Source organism: Deinococcus alpinitundrae (genome assembly GCF_009982895.1).
Taxonomy (GTDB): domain Bacteria; phylum Deinococcota; class Deinococci; order Deinococcales; family Deinococcaceae; genus Deinococcus; species Deinococcus alpinitundrae.
Map to the genome: position 1 here is coordinate 1 of NZ_WXZL01000033.1, position 18,189 is coordinate 18,189.

General features: G+C 61.4%; 20 protein-coding genes and 3 pseudogenes. 5 read left to right on the forward strand and 18 right to left on the reverse strand.

The genetic code is table 11. The features are described from left to right. Positions 1–146, forward strand: a pseudogene (locus tag GUI70_RS19665) (IS5/IS1182 family transposase); the annotation flags it as partial. Here the strand turns inward: GUI70_RS19665 and GUI70_RS19670 are convergent. The 10 genes and pseudogenes from GUI70_RS19670 to GUI70_RS19710 all read right to left on the reverse strand — a co-directional run bounded on the left by GUI70_RS19670 (position 89) and on the right by GUI70_RS19710 (position 7,853). After that, entirely contained in the window at positions 89–523 is a 435-nt protein-coding gene (locus tag GUI70_RS19670) for a hypothetical protein (RefSeq protein WP_161884010.1), read from the reverse strand. The pseudogene GUI70_RS19665 and the gene GUI70_RS19670 sit on opposite strands and share 58 nt — an antisense overlap. A 112-nt stretch (positions 524–635) precedes the next feature. Next, positions 636–815 (reverse strand): annotated as a pseudogene (locus GUI70_RS19675) (IS5/IS1182 family transposase); the annotation flags it as partial. Positions 816–1,162: 347 nt separating this feature from the next. Beyond that, positions 1,163–1,234 (reverse strand): annotated as a pseudogene (locus GUI70_RS24565) (transposase); the annotation flags it as partial. Continuing rightward, positions 1,204–1,461, reverse strand: a complete 258-nt coding sequence (locus GUI70_RS19680) for a hypothetical protein (RefSeq protein WP_161884011.1) — start codon at positions 1,459–1,461, stop codon at positions 1,204–1,206. The pseudogene GUI70_RS24565 and the gene GUI70_RS19680, both read right to left, overlap by 31 nt. Before the next feature lie 11 nt (positions 1,462–1,472). Next, positions 1,473–1,997: a hypothetical protein gene (locus tag GUI70_RS19685; protein ID WP_237725058.1), complete on the reverse strand. Its 525-nt coding sequence runs from the start codon at positions 1,995–1,997 to the stop codon at positions 1,473–1,475. A gap of 9 nt (positions 1,998–2,006) precedes the next feature. Continuing rightward, positions 2,007–2,144 (reverse strand): hypothetical protein, encoded by a 138-nt coding sequence (locus GUI70_RS19690; protein WP_161884013.1) that lies wholly within the window; start codon positions 2,142–2,144, stop codon positions 2,007–2,009. Positions 2,145–2,407: 263 nt separating this feature from the next. Next, on the reverse strand, positions 2,408–2,716 hold the full coding sequence (locus GUI70_RS19695) for an SRPBCC domain-containing protein (protein ID WP_161884014.1): 309 nt from the start codon (positions 2,714–2,716) through the stop codon (positions 2,408–2,410). Then, positions 2,709–3,083, reverse strand: coding sequence for an ArsR/SmtB family transcription factor (locus GUI70_RS19700; RefSeq protein WP_161884015.1), 375 nt, complete (start codon positions 3,081–3,083; stop codon positions 2,709–2,711). Before GUI70_RS19700 ends, GUI70_RS19695 begins: the two co-directional genes overlap by 8 nt. 229 nt (positions 3,084–3,312) lie before the next feature. After that, positions 3,313–4,896, reverse strand: a complete 1,584-nt coding sequence (locus GUI70_RS19705) for a diguanylate cyclase domain-containing protein (RefSeq protein ID WP_161884016.1) — start codon at positions 4,894–4,896, stop codon at positions 3,313–3,315. Continuing rightward, the gene (locus tag GUI70_RS19710) at positions 4,893–7,853 is read right to left on the reverse strand and encodes a PAS domain S-box protein (protein WP_161884017.1); all 2,961 of its coding nucleotides are present in this window, start codon (positions 7,851–7,853) and stop codon (positions 4,893–4,895) included. The genes GUI70_RS19705 and GUI70_RS19710 overlap by 4 nt, the downstream gene beginning before the upstream one ends. A 669-nt stretch (positions 7,854–8,522) precedes the next feature. Here GUI70_RS19710 and GUI70_RS19715 point away from each other — a divergent pair. Further along, the gene (locus tag GUI70_RS19715; protein WP_161884018.1) at positions 8,523–8,792 is read left to right on the forward strand and encodes a hypothetical protein; all 270 of its coding nucleotides are present in this window, start codon (positions 8,523–8,525) and stop codon (positions 8,790–8,792) included. 361 nt (positions 8,793–9,153) lie between these two features. Here the strand turns inward: GUI70_RS19715 and GUI70_RS19720 are convergent, their stop codons facing one another. Continuing rightward, a complete protein-coding gene (locus tag GUI70_RS19720) occupies positions 9,154–9,516 on the reverse strand; it encodes a MarR family winged helix-turn-helix transcriptional regulator (protein ID WP_202630528.1) in 363 nt (120 codons plus the stop codon). Between the two features lie 68 nt (positions 9,517–9,584). Then, on the reverse strand, positions 9,585–10,160 hold the full coding sequence (locus tag GUI70_RS19725) for an SRPBCC family protein (protein WP_202630529.1): 576 nt from the start codon (positions 10,158–10,160) through the stop codon (positions 9,585–9,587). A gap of 95 nt (positions 10,161–10,255) precedes the next feature. Here GUI70_RS19725 and GUI70_RS25085 point away from each other — a divergent pair, with 95 nt between their 5' ends. The 3 genes from GUI70_RS25085 to GUI70_RS19740 all read left to right on the forward strand — a co-directional run bounded on the left by GUI70_RS25085 (position 10,256) and on the right by GUI70_RS19740 (position 13,601). Further along, positions 10,256–10,405 (forward strand): helix-turn-helix domain-containing protein, encoded by a 150-nt coding sequence (locus GUI70_RS25085; protein WP_272952909.1) that lies wholly within the window; start codon positions 10,256–10,258, stop codon positions 10,403–10,405. A 364-nt stretch (positions 10,406–10,769) separates the two neighbouring features. Then, a complete protein-coding gene (locus GUI70_RS19735) occupies positions 10,770–13,238 on the forward strand; it encodes a GAF domain-containing protein (protein ID WP_161884020.1) in 2,469 nt (822 codons plus the stop codon). Between the two features lie 66 nt (positions 13,239–13,304). Beyond that, complete coding sequence (locus GUI70_RS19740) at positions 13,305–13,601, forward strand: hypothetical protein (protein WP_161884021.1); 297 nt, start codon at positions 13,305–13,307, stop codon at positions 13,599–13,601. 206 nt (positions 13,602–13,807) lie between these two features. Here the strand turns inward: GUI70_RS19740 and GUI70_RS24570 are convergent, their stop codons facing one another. The 6 genes from GUI70_RS24570 to GUI70_RS19765 form a co-directional block, all read right to left on the reverse strand. Beyond that, entirely contained in the window at positions 13,808–14,200 is a 393-nt protein-coding gene (locus GUI70_RS24570) for a hypothetical protein (protein WP_237725064.1), read from the reverse strand. Continuing rightward, positions 14,197–14,634, reverse strand: a complete 438-nt coding sequence (locus GUI70_RS24575; RefSeq protein WP_237725065.1) for a hypothetical protein — start codon at positions 14,632–14,634, stop codon at positions 14,197–14,199. Before GUI70_RS24575 ends, GUI70_RS24570 begins: the two co-directional genes overlap by 4 nt. 63 nt (positions 14,635–14,697) lie before the next feature. Further along, positions 14,698–15,697 (reverse strand): IS630 family transposase gene (locus tag GUI70_RS24075; protein ID WP_202630530.1). Its coding sequence is split into 2 segments (ribosomal slippage): positions 14,698–15,228 and positions 15,230–15,697, totalling 999 coding nucleotides; the frame shifts between segments, so codons are not numbered across the junction. 381 nt (positions 15,698–16,078) lie between these two features. Continuing rightward, positions 16,079–16,909, reverse strand: a complete 831-nt coding sequence (locus GUI70_RS19755) for an integrase core domain-containing protein (RefSeq protein WP_237725059.1) — start codon at positions 16,907–16,909, stop codon at positions 16,079–16,081. A gap of 53 nt (positions 16,910–16,962) precedes the next feature. Next, positions 16,963–17,250, reverse strand: a complete 288-nt coding sequence (locus tag GUI70_RS19760; RefSeq protein WP_161884023.1) for a transposase — start codon at positions 17,248–17,250, stop codon at positions 16,963–16,965. Between the two features lie 670 nt (positions 17,251–17,920). Further along, positions 17,921–18,178, reverse strand: coding sequence for a hypothetical protein (locus GUI70_RS19765; RefSeq protein WP_161884024.1), 258 nt, complete (start codon positions 18,176–18,178; stop codon positions 17,921–17,923). Between the last annotated feature and the right edge of the window lie 11 nt (positions 18,179–18,189).

Genomic DNA, 18,189 nt, shown 5'->3' on the forward strand with positions numbered 1-18,189 from the left:
GGGTGGTCGAGCGTTCGTTCGCGTGGTTGTCACGTTTTCGTCGATTGGGCCGGGATCTAGAACGCCTCTCCTCAACCTTGATCGGCTTTCATTTCGTCGCCGCTTGCGTTCTGTTGCTGACGAAACTCAGGCCCCTCCTTGGATAGCCAGTCAACCAGCCTCTAGCGCGCGCGCCTTCCTGCCGCAGCACCAGCCGGTAGAATTCTGCCCACGTGAGCTGCCGCAGGAACTCGTCGCGTTCACGTCCGCGCAAAACGGTCTGGGCGTGGGCGGCCACCTCGCGCAATCCCAGCATGCCGTGCCGCAGGTACATACTCAGGCGCGACACGTTCCCCGTCAGGAAGTTCCGGTTTGTGTACCCTGTGCCCGTCCAGGCGTGCAGGGCCGCCAGCCCCGCCGTTCGCCCGCCCGTTCTGGTGGGGAGGCGCGGTTCGCCGGTGTACAGGCCTGCCAGGGCTGCACCCAGTCTGGCGGGCAGTTGCTCGTCCGGGAGATCCGCCGGAATCTGCTGTGCGTCACTCATGGACACAGCTTCGCCGGGCCCGCCGCTACACACCGTAGGAAGGCACGCAAGCCCACAGGGTGAGCGCTGAGGCCACCTGACATCTGCGCCGCGAGAGGTTGTTGAGACGCTCTCCAAGAACGGGCGTCAAGTTGTTCTGGAGCAGAGCCCAGGCGGCCATGAAATGGAGACCGATGAGGGTCGAGGACAGCCGTCCAAGATCACGTCCCAGCCGAAGAAAGCGGGCAAACCAGGCCAGTGAACGTTCGACCACCCACCGTTTCGGCAGGAGAACAAACCCTCGTGAAGCGTCCAAGGTGCAGCTCCATCAATGGCCTGAGAATCGGGCGCATGATTGGGATCCGGACAAAAGTCATGGTCAAGGAAAAGGCTGAATAGGAGGGTATCGAGCAGATCGGGTGGGGCATTTTTCGGCTGTGCGTAGGCGACCAAATATGCATCAGCGAGGCGGCGGAGCCCTAGGAGCAAGATTTTCTTGCCTGGCGGTCTGTTCTTGTGCGGCACATAGCCTCCCAGGTGCGCGAGGAATTGAAGCTGAGGTGAGTCCTTGGACTCACCGAGATCGAAGACGAATGAAGCCGCGATCCAGGCGAGCGCCACCAGGGTACGCAGGGCGTGGAAGTTGAGCACCTGAACCTGTTCCCAGCCGAGGGCGGATTTGGTCCAGGAGAAGACTTCTTCTATAGACCAGCGCCGGAGAGACAACCGCACGATGGCTCCGGCAGCCCCCACGTCTCGGTGGGGGCATTGGTCAGCAACAACCAGCCCTGCTCCTGCCCATTCTTGAGGGGCACGCTGAACTCCAGTTTGACCACGTTGACCTTGAGCCGTCCACCATCGACGAAGACTTCACGGCTGCGAACTTGCGTGGGGCTGAGGCGCCACTTGACCTTCCCATCCGTCACGACGGGGCGCTTGATCTCGAACTGATCGTGCACACTGGCATGTCCTATAGCAGTCTCCATCGGATGACGAACTGGACCTGGAGCCGCATCAGCAGCTGGATCAGCAACAGGGAGTCGAAGCCGCGGTCCAAGACGAAGATGATCCGTTTCACACCTGCCGCCCGCAACGCCAGCACGATACGCTTGGTCGCGTCCAGGATGACGGTATTGGCGCTGCTGAACCCCGGCGCCTTGGGACTGTAGAGCGTGTGATACAGCAGCCTTCGCTTCCCGTCGGGCGTCAACCCGATGGCGTTCAGGGTCGGATAGCCCGACACCGGATGACCATCCAGCGTCCGGACCGTCGAGAGGTGTTCGAGCGCCTGGCTGTGCGGTTTCCGCAGATCCGAGCCGTCCAAGATGACGACCACCTCGTCGTGACCCGCCAGCCGCTGTGCCCCGAGGGTCGTCAACCGATCTTCCAGCGTTTCAGGCCGCAGATCAGCACGTTGATGCTCGTGATGCACCAGATGCCGCATTCGACATTCGGCATGGGGTGCAGCGCCCGTACCGGGCGCTGCACGGGCCATCTGGCTCAATCAGCTTGACCCACTGGCCAGGATGCCGCCCAGCGCCGCCTGAAAACGACGGAACAGCCGCACGTCCCTGAACAGGTCACGGTACGGCTGCGTCTGCGTCTCGATAAAACTGCTGTCCAGCAGGGAAGGCATCGTCATCCCTCTGCTATACACACTTTTGCCCGGATCCCAAGCATGAGGGTTGACGCCCAATGCATACCGAGCTATGCTGAAGAAATCAAGGGCGGCCTACGGGTCGCCTTTTACTGTTCTAGGGTCAGCGCGAGGCGCTTAACTCCCGCCAGGTCGCAAAATGCGAATGAGCCAGCCGAGCCACTCAATAGGCACAGGCCTACTGGGCAGCGGTGATTATCAAAAGCTTCTGAGCTGTTCAGTTGGCAAGAGAATTGACCGCCGCCGCTTCAATCTTTGGCCGTAGACCAACTGACAGACTGACTCCCTCTCCAGAATTCCACCAACGTCTCGATCTGTTTGACAGATTCCGGCAAACTCTGCGCCTTGATGAGGTAGGCACTGGCGAAGAGGGAGTACAGGGCGCCGCTGGGCCGGGCGTCCACCTCGACCACCGGATTGGTGTACCCTTCCGGGCCCCACCACTGTGCGAGGTAGGCCGGGTCTGTCCAGGCCTGAAAGACAAGCGCGCACGGGGCATGGAACACGTGGCGTAGCGTGAGTTCACGCTGCAGGACGGCGCGAACGGCGTCACTCATGGGCGTCACCGTGCCCTTCGAGCGTTTCCACTGGTGACGGTGTCTGTTGGAGGTGTTCGAGCAGGGTGTCCAAGCGCTTGAATCGGCTGGTCCACAGCTGTTCGAGCGCCTCCACCCAGTCCTGGATGACTTTGAGCCGCTCTCCGTTGAGCTGGTAGAGCCGCTGTTGACCGAGGCTGCGAACGTCGACCAGTCCCACCTCCTTCAGGACCTGGAGGTGCTTGGAGGTCTGCGGTTGCCTGAACTGCAGGAGGTCTGCCAATTCGTTGACTGACCGCTCGCCGCTGGCCAGCGCGGTGAGGATCTGGCGACGCTGTGGTTCCGCCACAGCCGTGAAGACATCTTGTGGTGGAGTTGAGCGGGCCATGCACCCATAATATATTCTTTTAATAGAATATACAAGGAGCATGATCCAACAGAGGGCCAAGTCGGCTCGCCCTTGAACGGCAGACTTGATACGCATAGAAGGCTGTGCCAGGCGAAGCAGACGGGCCGAAACGCTCGGTTGTGCCAGTAACTTCGGCGTAGCTCACCTTCTTTACGCCGCAGGTGTCCAAAGCTCAGGGAGCCTTCCTCGGCGCCCAGCAGACCACGCTCTACCTCTGGCCTGCGACTTGGTGTTCCTGTTTCTGGAGGTACATCTGCTGATCGCTCAGGCGCAGCAATGTCTCTGGATCGTTTCCATCCTCTGGGAAGGTGGCGATCCCGGCACTGACATCAGCTTGGTCGAACCCATTGCTCCTGAGCCACTTCAACGCCGCCTGGACACGCGCCAGCGCACCACCCACCGCCGCGCCTGCAGGAGACGGATTGTTTACGAGCACCATGAACTCGTCGCCGCCGACACGGAACAAGGCGTCCTCGCCCCGGAAGGCCAGCCGCAGCGCCCTGGCAAAATTGATCAGTAGCGCGTCGCCCCGGTGATGCCCATCGCGGTCGTTGAGGGCTTTGAGCCCGTCGAGATCAAGCGAGATCAAGCTCAGTCCTGAGTGAGTCTTTCGGGCTTGTGTCAGGCCAAGCTCCAGGGCGTCTTCAAAGGCGCGGCGGTTGCCGAGTCGAGTGAGCGGATCCATCAGGGCCGCTTCACGCAGACGCTCGATGGTGTGCAGGCGTTCGTATGACAACCGGACACTCTGGGCCGCGGTCAGGAAGAGTGCCCGGTCGTTGGCTGACCAGGGTCGGGTGTCTTGGACCCGAGCCATGATTAGTGCCAGACCCTGACTGGGATTTCCCGTCGTCAGTGGAACGAACGCCACCGCCTGAACCCCCTCGTCCACCAGCACGTCGCTCCGCACCGGACTGTCTGCATAGCGGTCGATGAACAGTGCCTCCTGCTGCTGAAGACTACGCCAGGCTAGGCTCTGCGACCTGGGGAGCCCCTGTTCCACGAAGTGAACGAGTTCGTCGGACACTGCCGAGCTTCTAAGGTGCACCTGGTAGCCCACCACCTCACCGTCCACCTGGGCCAGGACGGCCAGGTCAAGCTGGGCCGGACCGGCCATGATCTCAGCGGCCTGCCGGGCGGTGTCGTACAGACCCATTGGCATCTCGGTGAGCCGGGCAACTTGTGCCAGTGCCTTTGAGAACTCCACCGCCCGGTCGAGCTCCAGGACATGCTGGGCCCGCCGGACGGCATGCCCCAGTGTCCTGGCCGTAGCCTCCAGCAAGGTCCGTTCTCTGGCGGTCCAGGGCCGTGGGCTCCCGAAGCGGAACGCGCTCAGCACACCCACGTCTCCGTTCAGCTGGCCGAACGGCAGGTGTGCCACGGCGCTCAGTCCTGCCCCCAACATGACCGGTGACGTCCCCGGGCTGCGCGGATAGTCGTCGATGAACAGCGCTTCGCTGGACTCGAGGCAGGCCCACAGGGCGCCGCCCTCGGTACGCTCAAAGCGCTGGTGATGGAACACCTCGAACTGGGGTGGCCCTTGGCCGTGCATGACCACCACCTGAACACCCTGGAGAACTGTTCCAAAGTGGATGCAGATCTGGTCAGCCTGGGTGAGCTGCTGCAGGCGTCCGGCTACCCGCTTACTGATCAGGCGGGGATCCCCCGTGATGTCGAGCTCGAGGCTGAGAGTGACCAGGTACTCCGCGTCCTCCGCGCGGTGCAGGGCCGCCCAGAGCTGCGCCTTGACTCCAGCCTGCTTCTGAACAGTGCGGCCCGCAGACCGCAGCTTCACCGTTCGCTCTGCTCAAGCATGTGAACGAACACCCTCACGACCGCCGGATCGAAGTGAGTCCCAGCACTGTTCTGGATGTGCTCGAGAGCCTGCTCCCTGCTCCAGGCCTTTCGGTAGGGCCGGTCACTGGTCAGGGCGTCGTAGACGTCCACCACCGCGAACGCTCTCGCCATCAGGGGGATGGCCTTACCCGAGAGGCCCAGCGGGTAGCCGCTGCCGTCCCACTTCTCGTGGTGGTACTGCGGGATGTCCATCGCCGGGCGCAGAAACTCGATCGGCGAAAGCAGCTTCACCGCGTGACCCGGATGCTTTCTCATCTCCACCCACTCCTCGTCACTCAGCGGCTCCGGTTTGAGCAGCACGGCGTCGCGGATGCCCATCTTACCAATGTCGTGCAACAAAGCGCCACGGCGCACGTGGACGAGCTGCTCGGGCGGAGCCGCCAGGCGTTGACACAGGTTCACGGTCATCTCGGTGACGCGTCTGGAGTGACCCTCGGTTTCATGATCGCGCAGGTCCAGCGCTCTGGACCAGCCTTCTATCGTCTCGTCGTAGGCCAGCCGTAACTCCAGGTTCCTGCGCTCCAGTTCCGCGAAGAGCTGGGCGTTGTCCACCGCGATAGCCGCCTGAGCGGTCAGCATCTCGAAGGTGGACAGCCACGTTGCCGACGGATGGAACGGTTCCCGGTGCAGCACCTCGATCACGCCCAGCACCTTGCCCTTGGATATCAGGGGCACGCCGTAGTACGCCATCAGACGCTCCCTGGTCAGCACGTCCCGCCAGGCCGGCAAGACATCGGTGCCTTGCACGTCCGGGACATTCAGGGCTCTGCGGCTTAGCGCCACCTCACCGGCCAGACCGCTGCCGAGCTTCACGGCGGTGCCCTGCAGCGGCGCGGTGAACCCCCGCGTGCCGACGTACTCGAGGCTCAGGGTCTGCGGGTCGAGGAGCAGCAGCGTGACCGCGTCAGCCCCGAGCTGCTGCGCGACGTTGTCCAGGATCATGCCCAGGGTCACCGAGAGGTCCTGGCTCGAGGCGATGGCCTGATCGATCTCCCACAACCCGGTGACGTGGCGCAGTTGGGCCTCAAGGTGCTGGTTGAGGGTATAGACCTGGCGTTCGGCTGCCTGCAGCGCGGTGATGTCGCGGGTGGTCCTGGCCACGCCGATCACCTTGCCCGTGGCGTCCAGGACCGGCGAGACGGTGACAATCACCGGGACCCGGCGACCGTCTTTAGCGATGCGCACCGACTCGAAGGCTTCAACCCGCTCACCCTGCATGACCTTGCTGAAGGCCTCGGCACTCTCGGCACGGAGTTCCGGTGGGATGATCAGGGTGATGGGCTGACCGACGGTCTCGGCCGCCGTATAGCCATACAGTCGCTCGGCGCCCGCGTTCCAGGAGCGGATGGTATCGGTCAGGTCCACCCCGACGATAGCGTTGTTACTAGCCTCGACGATGGCGGCCAGGAACGCCTGATCCTCCTCGGCGGCTTTACGCTGGGTGATGTCTCGCCCCACCGAGTAGAGCAGCGGATCGCCCGGAACCAGGAACGTGTTCCACTCCATCCAGACGACGTGCCCATCCTTGTGGCAGTAGCGGTTCTGGAACATGATGGGCACCAGCCGGGTCTTGATCAGGACGACTTCTGCCTGGGTCCGGTCAAGGTCATCAGGATGCACAAAGTCGAGGAGGGAGCGGCCGATCAGCTCACCGGGCTGGTAGCCCAGGAGGCGCTCACACGCGGCACTGACGCTGATCACTTTGGCGCTGGGATCTGTCGTCGTGATCATGTCCATGGACAGGTCCAGGGTTCGCTGAAGCACTTCGGCACTCTGCCGATACCGTGCCTCACTGTCCTCGAGCTGCCGGAGGGCGTGCTTCTCCGACGTGACATCACGCAGCAGGGTGAGCACACAGGCCTCGCCGCCGAGCCTCACCGGAACGACCGACACGACCGCGTCGGCCACCTCGCCGGACTTCCGGCGCAACTGGACCTCGCGGTTAAGGATTTTGCCCTGCCCCTGCAGCGTCTGTTCAATGTCTTCCAGTTCCAGTGGGTCCACCCAGACGTTCAGATCGCGTTGGGTGCGGCCAATCACGTCCTCACGGCTGTAGCCGCTCTGGCGCACAAACTTGGGGTTGACGTCGAGGATCTTGCCAGGACTGAGCTGGGAGACGACGATAGCCACTGGAGCCGCCTCGAACAGCCGGGCGAAACCCTCCTCACTGGTCCGACTGTGCTGGGTGATGTCGCGGATCAAGAGCGCGGCGCCGTCCTCAGCCGGGTAGGCGGTGGCTTCCAGCCACCGTCCGACTTCAGCAACAAAGCTCACCTCAGACTGGGCGCGGCCGGTGGCCCTGGCCTGCTGAAGTACCTGGCCGATCGGCCGGTGTACCGACGGCGGAAACGCCTCGAGGAGATTGCGACCGATGAACTCGTTGGGGGCCTTCTCCAACATGGCGGCGGCGGCCGGGTTGACGTAGCTGAGGTTCCAGTGCTGATCGAACGAAAGGAAGCCGTCGGCGACCCGCTCCAGGGTCGAGGTGAGTTGCCGTCTGGCGGCTTCACGCTCGGTGACGTCGTTCTGGAAACCCAAGTAGTGCGTCAGGGTGCCGGAAGCGTCGTGAACGGGACTGAGAGTCAGCTCGTTGTAGAACAGCGTGCCGTTCTTGCGGTAGTTGCGCAGGGTGACGGTGATGCTTTGCCCCTGGGCGATGGCCTGTCTGATCTCCTCGACTCCGGACTGATCGCGGTCCTCGGCCTGCAGAAAGCGGCAGTTGCGCCCGAGGATCTCGTCGGCCGTGTAACCGCTGAGTGCTTCGAAGGCCGGGTTGACGTAGACGACCGGCTGATCGAACTGACAGACATCGGTGATGACCAACCCGACGGAGCACGCCGCGAGGGTCCGACTCAGGAACTGTGGATCTGGGGAAAACAGAGGTACAGACGTCATCGCAAGCTCCTCAGCTACCGGCGCAGCTTGATGATAAGTATCCACATAAAGTGTTCAGAAACGAGCGTTTCTACTACAAACGAGCACTCCGCCTCATCGTCTCTCACAGCGTTGCAGAAACGTTGTTTACGCAGTACCTCCACCGGTGTGTCTCCGTGCAGGTCGCGCCGTTGCGTAAACCTGCTACCAAACCCTTCTGAAAGGCGGTACCTTTGTGCACGTCCGCAGCTCTCGAACTTGCTGCGGACTAAGCCTCCATCAGACCGCAGAACTTGGCACCCGGAGTGGATATGCAACGGCCGGAGCCTGTGGCGCAGCGTCAGGAGGGCACGGAAAGGGGAAAATCCCCAGAGTCTTCAAGACCCAGCGACACAATGCAGCGTTCATCTGCCCAGAAGCGCGTTGGCAGGGGGGCGTGCCAACGAACCCTCTCATTATTACCCGCGGGTCCATGAAATCCTTCAGCGCAACATCCACGTATCGTCGCCAGGGCACGTCCTGACCAGCCCCGTTCGGCGAACACGATGACGATTTGAGACGGCTCCGGTGAAGTACGCTCTGGCTGGACGACCCATGATTGAACACCCGATTGCTAGACCGCACCAAGATCGCTGGAACCAACTCGGCGCCACCCTGAAGAACCTCGCAAGCATAATCGAAGATTGGCACTTGGATTCATCCACCTGTCTACGGCTCACCTACGGCCACCCTCTGGAACTCGGTGCGCCGCTCACCAGCCTGGATCAGACCTTCCTGCTCAGCGATCTGCTCGAGCAGGCCAGCAAGATGGGTGCGTCCCTGCGGCTGGCCAACCCTGCACCCGACGAATGGATCGCCTCGTTTGCTGAGCGACAACCCTTTGAGCAGGGACACACCAGCGTGATGGCGCTCAGCCGTGCGCTGCTGGCTTGGCACCGCGGGCCGCCATCTTCAGCGTGACGATGACCGATCGTCGCCGAGGTCAGCGGGAATAGGCCTAGCTCGGCGGGAGCACTCTGGCTGCGCGTGCGGCCAGCTGAACGCTGGGGAAGCCTTACAGAAGTGTCAGGTTAGGTTCTTTGACCTTGAACAGGGCGCTAAAACCAGCTCAAAAAATCCCGTGTTTGTCGCATCTTTAACTTGCCGACCTGACGTCCAGTTGAGGTATACCTCAGATGGACGTGTACCCGTGACGCCTGAATGTCAGATCGTTCACCTCAGGGCGTCCGCTAGCAGGTGCAGACAAGGCATGGGCCCACCTAGTTTTCCCGTTCCTCACATGTTTTCGCCATCAAGCTCAATTGAACGACGGTGCGTTGGCTTAGCGTGGTGTCTTGCCGGCAAGTTGACGTAGGAAGTGGAGGGTGTGGACCTCGAGTTCAGAGCCAAAGAAGGCCCGGTCCACCTGCTCCACCACGTCGATGGCCTGAGGGGCCAGGCTGGCGCCCCGTTCGGTCACCTGAATTCGCTTGGCCCTAGTGTCGCTCGGGTCAGTGGTCCGCTCGATGAAGCCTTTCTCTTCCAGGGTGCGCAGCACCGGAGAGGTCATCTTCACGTCGACCCCTGCCTGCTGTGAGAGACGAAGCTGGTTTGGCTGTTCGCCATGGCTATTAAGCCACCAGGTGCAGGCCAGGAGTACGAATTGAACATGGGTCAGGCCGAGTGGTTCGAGGGCAGTCGTCATTTCCCGCTGCCAGTGCAAAGTGGCATGCCACAACAGAAAGCCTGGACTATGACCGGGCTCCAGGGGCATCAGTGCTCAGCCGAACGAATCAGAGCTGCGACCGTATCGGGGAAATCGCTGGTAATCATTGGACCAATCTCAGGCCCCAGCTGATCAGCACCCTCACCTGTGATCTGCATTTGGTAGGTCACCTGGGTCCGCCCGTCGGGAAGGATGTTGAGCTGATGCGTCGTGCGGATCAGCACACCCTCCATCTCAACTTCGTCAACGAACCGCTGGTTTTCCTGGACGTCGGCGAGGCGAAGCTCAAGGGTGCCCTGGGCGCTCGTCATGTGAATCTGGCTGTATGCGGCGAAGGGTCCGTGGAGTTCGGCTCGGATGAGATCAGCGTTCCATTGGGGCCAGGTGTTGACATCGGCCCATAGCTGGTAGATCCGTGCGGGCGTGGCGGTGGTGGTGGCCTGATATTGGTAGTCCCACATGGTTGTCTCCTCTTTATACTCTAGATACAGATTATCTCCGTATAGACTATATGTCAATGGGGCAGACTTCTCATGCTCTGATTCAGAAGAAGGTTGGGAATGATCTGAAGGAGCATAGCGCTCACAGAAGCGCTTGATGTTGGCCAGGATGTCATCGGCCACTTATCGCTGCGCCCGAGGGAGGGTTAAAAATGATCGGTTCCCTGAACCGCTTAAACTCATGGTAGATCTCCACTTGGCTTTGCTCCTTCCCTCCCCTGCCGGAGTACGTCGATGCGCAAGCGCAAGAAGTACCTGAAACTCAGAAACAGCTCAAGGCCAGGGTGCAGGCTGGAGAAGGGAAGGCGGCTCTGGCCCGCGAGCTGGGGATCAGTCGAGACACGCTGTATCAGTATCTGGCTGGCTGACCTTCGTCGCAGCAAACTGCGCCCCACTGATCGCCGAACGTATGTGATTATTGATACCTGCGTAAGTTGGTCACGCCTTATGCGTGTAGAGCGACCGGATAGGCCACCGAACCGGACCATGCCCCATGCCCCATGCCCCGGAGTTGGAGGTTATCTCCGTTTGTCGAATCTTCTGTCAAGCGCTGCCTTAGCAGAAGTCACGCTCCAGCCGGGGTGCCCTGACCCGTCCAAAGCGCCCCGAGCCCATCACTGCCCGCATCAGGCAACCACCGTGCCTGCGCTAGACTGCCCAGGATTCCCCTGGAACGCACGCCTTCACCCTCCCGAGGTTCGACTTCCCATGACCTCTCCTCACGAGCCCCCAGTGCCCACCAGCGTTGCCGCCCTGCTTCAGGCGACACCAGACGTCATCTTCGCCTTGGATCACCACGGCGTCATCACGTATGCCAATCCGCCCGCGGCCGCCCTGGTGGGCCTCACGCCCTCGGAGGTCATTGGACGGCACTTGGAGCGAGACTTCCCCCACACGTTAAGTGCGGAGTGGCCACAGGTCAGTCAGCGCGCGCGCGCGTCCACAAGGCCGGTGGAGTACATAGCCTTCAATGCAAACGTGGGCCGTTGGCTCCACGGTCAGGTGTTGCTAGTCCCGGACGGACTCCTGGTGCAGGTACGCGATGTCACTGGCTTGCACCGCGCCGAGCAACTCCACCAGGTCACTGCTGCGCTGGGCACCGCACAGACAGAGCAGGACGTGGTCGGTGTGGTCCTGGAGCAGGCGATTCCGGCTCTTGGCGCTCACCGGGGGGCGATGCTGGCCCTGAGTGAGGACCGAAAAGCGCTCGAACTGCGCCGCGAAGAGAAATATAGCCCCGAAGAGCGTGAACGCTTCCGGTGGTTTGCCCTGACTGAGGACTTGCCAGCGTGCCGGGCCGCACGGGACGGCGTGCCGGTGTTCGTCTCCGCGCCTGACGCGGCGCGTGAGTACTCCGGCTGGGACGCCGTCCGCTCCGTATCAACCCAGAGTATTGCCGCGCTGCCCCTGAGCTTTGCGGGTGGCGTGCAGGCTGTGCTGGTGCTGAGCTTTGATCTGCCAAGACGCTTCGATGAGGCGGAGCGGCAGTTCCTGATCACCCTCACTGGCGTGGGGGCACAGGCGCTGGAACGTGCGCGGCTGTACGACACTGAGGCCCGTGGTCGGCTGCGCGCCACCGTGCTGGCCGAAGCAGGCACCCTGCTGGCGACCTCCTTGAAGGTGGAGGACGCCTTAAACCGCCTGACGGGTCTGGCCTTGGCGCACGTCGCGGACTGGGCCGCGGTGTACCTCCCGGACGATGACGGCGTGGTCGGGCCGGTGGCGGTCGCGCACCGTGATCCGGACATGATCGAGTTGCTGCGTACATTCGTCGCTCAGAATCCGGCGGATCCAGAATCGCCCGGTTCGACCGCGTGGGTGATGCGGACTGGTGAGTCCTTTCTGGTGCCGACCGTGCCTCCGGGGGTGATCGACGCGATCGAAGACCCGGAACGCCGCGCGGCGATCGTCCGGATGGGCCTGCACTCGTTGATTCATGTGCCGCTGACCGTGGATGGGCGGACGGTAGGCGTGCTGGGCCTGGCGAGCTCATCTACGGCGCAGACGTACGGTCCTGAGGACCTGCGTCTGGCCGAGGCGCTCGCCGCGCGAGCCGCGCTCGCCCTGGAAAACGCCACACTGTTTGAGACCTCGCAACACAATGAGCAGCGCTACCGCTCCCTGGTGGACGCGACCCGGCAGATCGTCTGGACGAACACCCCCGACGGCCGAATGCTCGGCGAGCAGCCCGGCTGGGCGGCGCTCACCGGACAGGGCGAGAACGAGTACCGCGGGTACGGCTGGGCGGACGCATTGCACCCCGAGGACCGGGCGCGCAGCGTGGTGACGTGGCAGGAAGCGGTCAAAAAGAGCGCCCCGTGCACCATGGAGCACCGAGTGCGGGTTGCAGACGGCACGTACCGGCACTTTGACGTCCGGGCCGTGCCGGTCTTGAACCCCAACGGCATGATCCGTGAGTGGGTCGGGGTGCATACGAACATCACCGCGCAGGTGGAGGCCGAAGCAGAACTTGAACGGCGGGTGGCGGAGCGCACCGAAGCGCTGGCGCGCAGTAATGCCGAACTGGAGCGATACGCCTACGTCGCCAGTCACGACCTGCAAGAGCCCCTGCGCACCATTGCCAGCCTGACCGGCCTGCTTGAGAGGCGGTACGCCCACGTGTTTGACGAGCGTGGCCGGACGCTGCTGTCCCTGATTGTGGGCGGGACCACTCGCATGAAGATGCTGCTCGATGACCTGCTGTTGTACTCCCGGATGGGCGCGGAACAGTTGACCCTGGAACCAGTGAAAACCACCGCAACTATGGAGGAAATCTTGATGCGGCTCGATGAGCAGCTCGTCGACAGTCGCGGTCGAGTGGACTACGCAGACCTACCGGTGGTCTGTGGCAACGCGTTCCAACTCACGCAGCTCTTCCAGAACCTGATCGGAAATGCCCTCAAGTTCCGGAAGCCAGACGTGGCGCCCGAGGTACAGATCAGTGCGGTACGGACTGGGGCGTTGTGGCAGTTCAGCGTGCGCGACAACGGCATTGGCATTGACCCGGCGTACTTCGATCGGATCTTCGTGATGTTCCAGCGATTGCATGGCCGGGAGCAATATGCAGGCACCGGCCTGGGGCTGGCGATCTGCCAGAAGGTGGTGGAGCGGCACGGCGGCCGGATATGGGTGGAGAGTGCCCCCGGGGTGGGCAGCGCCTTCCACTTCACCCTGAAGGCGCTGGAGGCCTGTGAACCCTAAACGTAAACGCTCAGGACTTGCCCGGCCCCAATCGCTCATCGCGTCGGGGAAAATGAGGCCCGGCGCGTGCCGGGCGGCGGCCAGGAGTTCCTGTCGGGCACGCGCATAATCGAGCGGGACGCTCCGCTCAACACCACCGACGACATCTTCAACAATCCCATCATCTTCCTCGCGACAGTGTTGGGCATTGAGCCGCGCTGTGAAGCTATTCAGCTCGACCTCAACGCCGGGGAGCCGCTCACCGAGTGCCACCTGTACTACCACGTCAGCTTTATAGACGGCCACGCGACCCGGTACGCCAGGTATGACCAGATCACGGTTTTAGGCGACTACAGCGACGTTCAACGAACGCAATTAGTGTGAGATCGCGGCTCTGACTCGCCGTTACAAGGCACGAACACTCCGATGTGAGATGTAACGGGCAGGCAAGCCGCGAAGGGCCTAAAGCTTCTCAAGCGTCCTATAAAGAGCTGGCAATTTCAACTTCGAACCCTTACCGGGTAGCCTCTAGACTATCCGTAAAGCAGGCCGGGCCCTACACGGGAACCCGGCCTACTTTATCGCGGTGTTCAGTCGCCCAAGTGGTAATACGCTTCGACCGCGTTGTAATCGTTGAGGTTCAGGCCATGCAGGGAGAGCGGAGTGATAGAACCAATAGGAATGACAATGATTTTGAAGCCGCCATTACTATAAAGAAAGGCAGCGCTGTCGTCTTTTGTTAAGAGCAAAGACACGACAATTTTCAGACCCTGCGATGTAATGACGTCGCTCCGCTTAGTGTAATACCCCCCAGACACTAAACCAGGCACAGGAACCCAGGTGCCGTCCGACGCGTTTTTACTATAGGTCAGGATGAGACTGGAATCGTACTGGGCCTGCGTAAAGCTTGGCACGAGGTAAGTGAGAAAATTGCTAGCAACTGGTTGTGATGATGGTCCGTACGTGTACTCCTGAACGTTCACGCTGCCAGGTGGTCCCGGAGGGCCAGGGTTACCTGGAGTGCCAGGTGGTCCCACAGGACCAGGGTTGCCTGGAGTGCCAGGTGGTCCCACAGGACCAGGGTTGCCTGGAGTACCAGGTGGTCCCACAGGACCAGGGTTGCCTGGAGTACCAGGTGGTCCCACAGGACCAGGGTTGCCTGGAGTGCCAGGTGGTCCCACAGGACCAGGGTTGCCTGGAGTGCCAGGTGGTCCCACAGGGCCAGGATTGCCTGGAGTGCCAGGCGGTCCCACAGGGCCAGGATTGCCTGGAGCGCCAGGCGGTCCCACAGGGCCGGAGTTGCCTGGAGTGCCAGGTGGTCCCGAGGCGCCGAGGTCGCCTGGCACTCCAGGTGGTCCTGCAGGGCCTTGTGGTCCGGTGCAGGCCGTGAGCAGCAGTGTGGCGGTGAGCAATGCAAGTACGGTTCTACCCATGAAACCTCCACCAGTCTGAGCTCAGGTCGGCGCTTATTGATAGCGGCTTAAATTGGGGTTTGCGCCATGAGGCGTTGTGGGAGCCGGATGTAGCGGATTCGCTGCCACCCTGATCGAAGGCGGGTTTTGAGTTTTTTGGTTGTCTTGGCGCAGAAGTTTCCCAAGGTATTGCGCTTGATGTAGGCCCAGACTTTTTCAATTGGATTGAATTCTGGTGAGTAGGGCGGCAGATAGACCAACGACAGGCGCGGATGGGTTTCCACGAAGGCTGAAACAGCCTTCGCCCGGTGAATTGCAGCATTGTCGAGCACCAAAACCAGGTCGCCGGAAATGTGATGCAACAGATGGTCGAGGAACCTCAGTACATCAGGTGTTTTGACTGATCCCGATTGGGTGTGTTGCAGAAACTGACCTTTGGACGTGATCGCACCAATGGTCGATAATTTGTGCCAACTGGCGGGGAGACGCACGACGGGCGTCTTTCCACGCACAGCCCAGGTTCGCCGTACGACTCCTTTTAAGCTAAAGCCAACTTCATCCAGATAGATCAACGTTGCGCCACCCTCGACCTTTTTTTTTGACCTCTGGGCGCGTGGTCTGCACCCAGGTTTTCACAGCCTGCTCGTTCTGTTCCAACGCGCCTTTTTGAGGTCGCTGAAGAGAAAATCCCAACTGATGGAGCAGTTTGCGAACGTGGTCAACGTGGTACCACACCCCAAGCTGACGACCAATGAGATCACGGACACGGGGCGTCGTCCAAGTCTCATCCGGGAAGTGGTGAGCACATGCACCCTCCTGCAGGAGGGTGCAAAGCTGTTGACGTTGTTCACTCGTCAGCCGGGACGGACGACCGGTCGTGGGAGTCGCTTCCAGTCCGCCCTGGTGACGAAGCCGTTCTTTCCAGCTGTAGACCGTATTGATCGAGACACCGAAGGTATCGGCAATCTGTTGATTGGGCGTGTCACCCGCCTGAATCATGGGGAGCGCCATGAGACGCCGCTCCTCAAGCTGAGCACGCGTGTACTTCGAGGGTTGCCATGCTGCCATAGACTGCCCAGTCTAGCAACCTGAATTTATGCCCGTATCAATAGGGAGAGTGGAGGGCAACCCACCGCAGCAGGCCACCCGGTGAGTGGTCGTCTCACTGGGAAAGTATAGGAGTTGACAAGATCACTGGTCATCATGGGTACTCCCCTTTAATTCTCCACCACGTCTGGCCTATTCAAAACTTCGGAGGACATCTGTGCATGGCTCCGTTGTCTGGGGTAACACCTGTAATGCCCAGCCCGGTTAGGGATACCCCCCGGGTAACTGATTTTCTCGCAAGTTTGCGGTAAGCGGCAAGATGCACACTTGAGACAGCAAGGGTGTCAAAGTTCTTAATCGGACGCTTGAGAAGCTTGACAGGGTAATGCTCCAAGAAATCCTTCAGGCGGCGTTGCGAGCCTTTGCCGTCTCAAGCAGCTTAGCCCAGGGACAGGCATAGCCCAAGGTGGAGTGCAGCCGAATGTGGTTGTACCAGTCCAGAAATCTGTCGACCCCAACGCGTAATTCCGTGATTGAACAAAACTCCTCGCGAAAGACAAACTCATATTTCAGCGTGCGGTTGGTGCGCTCCAGGATTCCCATGCCGCCCCGCTGGGAGACTTTGGCCCGGATCCAGCCACCGAGCGCTTGACAGACATCCTGAAAAACGCCGGAAGTGAAGTCCGAGCCGCCGTCCGTCATGATCAGGAGCTCGTCGTGGATGCCTTGAACACGCAGCATGGCGACACCTGCCCTGAGCGCAGTCACTGCGCTCAGGGCGGAAAGGCTGCGAATCACATGAATGTTTAGGACGGCGCGGGTGTCGACGTCAAGCACCAGGTAGGCCCAACACACGCCATCAGCAAGCGTGAAACGCGTGGCGTCCATCTGAATCCGGCGACCCGCTGGCCACAGGGTCTCGGGTGCGGCAGGCAGCGCCTTTTTGCGGCCCTTTCGCGGGAGTGGTGAATTGAGGCTCAGGGCACCCAGCGCCAGGCGCACCGTGTGCTGACCGAGCAGACCGGAAGTTGAAGGCTCGCTGTCGGCTGAACGCAACACCTGATGAACCCGCCGGTATCCGTAGGTCGGGTGAGTGAGAGTCACCGTGCGAACCTGTTCAAGGATGCGCTGCTGCTCGCTGTCGCGCACCTGCTGACGGATGATTTGCTGGCGAGCATCTCGGAGTGTCCAGGCGGCGACGCCCGCTTCGCGCGCGAAGCGGGCCAGACTCAAGTGTGGCTGGTCTCTGAGCAGTTCCTCGTAGAGGACGAGGAGCTGGGCTGGGCTCAGAGACCCCGAGCTTTTTTTGCAATATGGAGCGCCAATTCCTTCTCGCCCACCAGGGCCTTGAGGCGTTCGTTTTCCCGCTCCAGCTCACCGTGTCGGTCGTCGGTCCGGTCGCCCGCGAGACGTGCCCGACCTGCTTCCAGGAATTGAGCTTTCCAGGTGTGAATCAGGCTTTCATTGACGCCGTGCTGCCGAGCCGCCTCGGCCACGTTGAGCTGGCCGCCTAGGACCGCCAGCACGATCTGCTCTTTGGTGTCGGTGGGCCACTTCTTTCGCTGTTTTCCCATGATTTCCCCTCACCCTCGCAAGTGGACGGACGTTTTTGGAAGGATTCCCTGGAGCATTACCCAGCCCACCGCCCAGCCTAGGCGAAGGCAGGTGCGAGAGAGGTTGGATAGTGGAAATTCTGCCCCAGAGCGGGGAGAAGTCATCACGCGGGCCGCGTTGCCCAGTGGCCAGCCTCAGCCACGCCCCTCTGGGTGGCTCGGTTGGGTGTCGAGGCTGCTGAGAGGGGCTGAAGTGACAGCCGACGACAGTATGAATCATCGCTCGGCTGAACTCGGGGCGGCAAATCTTGAACGGGGTACAGCAGTAGGGCGAGGGGGTCTTGACGTGAGCGGAAAGCGGCTTTAAAGTTTGTGCCAGCGGAAGCTCGCGCCGCTGCTGTACGTTCCAAGACGTTGAGCTGAAGATGGAAACGAGCTCGAACCTGAACGCGCGAGACGGACAGGCGCAGTCGCAGGAACCGCTGTATTTCAGTACCGTAGTGACCGCTGTATCGCAGTACCGCAGGAACCGCTGTATGTCCGTAATCGCATGACCGCAACACAGAAGCAGGGCGTCTCTCTGAAGACGCCCTGCTTCTGTCTACTCCTCTCTCATCGGCCCAGTCGAACGTTTGTGCCGTTGCCGGCTCCGGCCGATCAGGCCTAGACAAGCGCAGCAGCATGCCCTCAATTATCGTCGCGCCTGGCGCTCGGTCGTCCGTTCCTTTTCCTTCTCTCGCGCTTCTTCTTGACGTCCAGCGTGTTCGCTGCCCCCCGGCTCAGCGGCATCGTCGGCTGCTTGTCGAGCCGCCGCCAATTTATGCTCGAGGTCCTCGATATGTGTGCGAGGAAGGCCAGCACGGCGCGCCGCCGCCAATTCGTACGTCAGGGCGCCTGAATCATCCTCTAAGCGCTGCAGCGCCTGCTTCGCCTTCGTTCGGATAGACATGGGTACAGGAT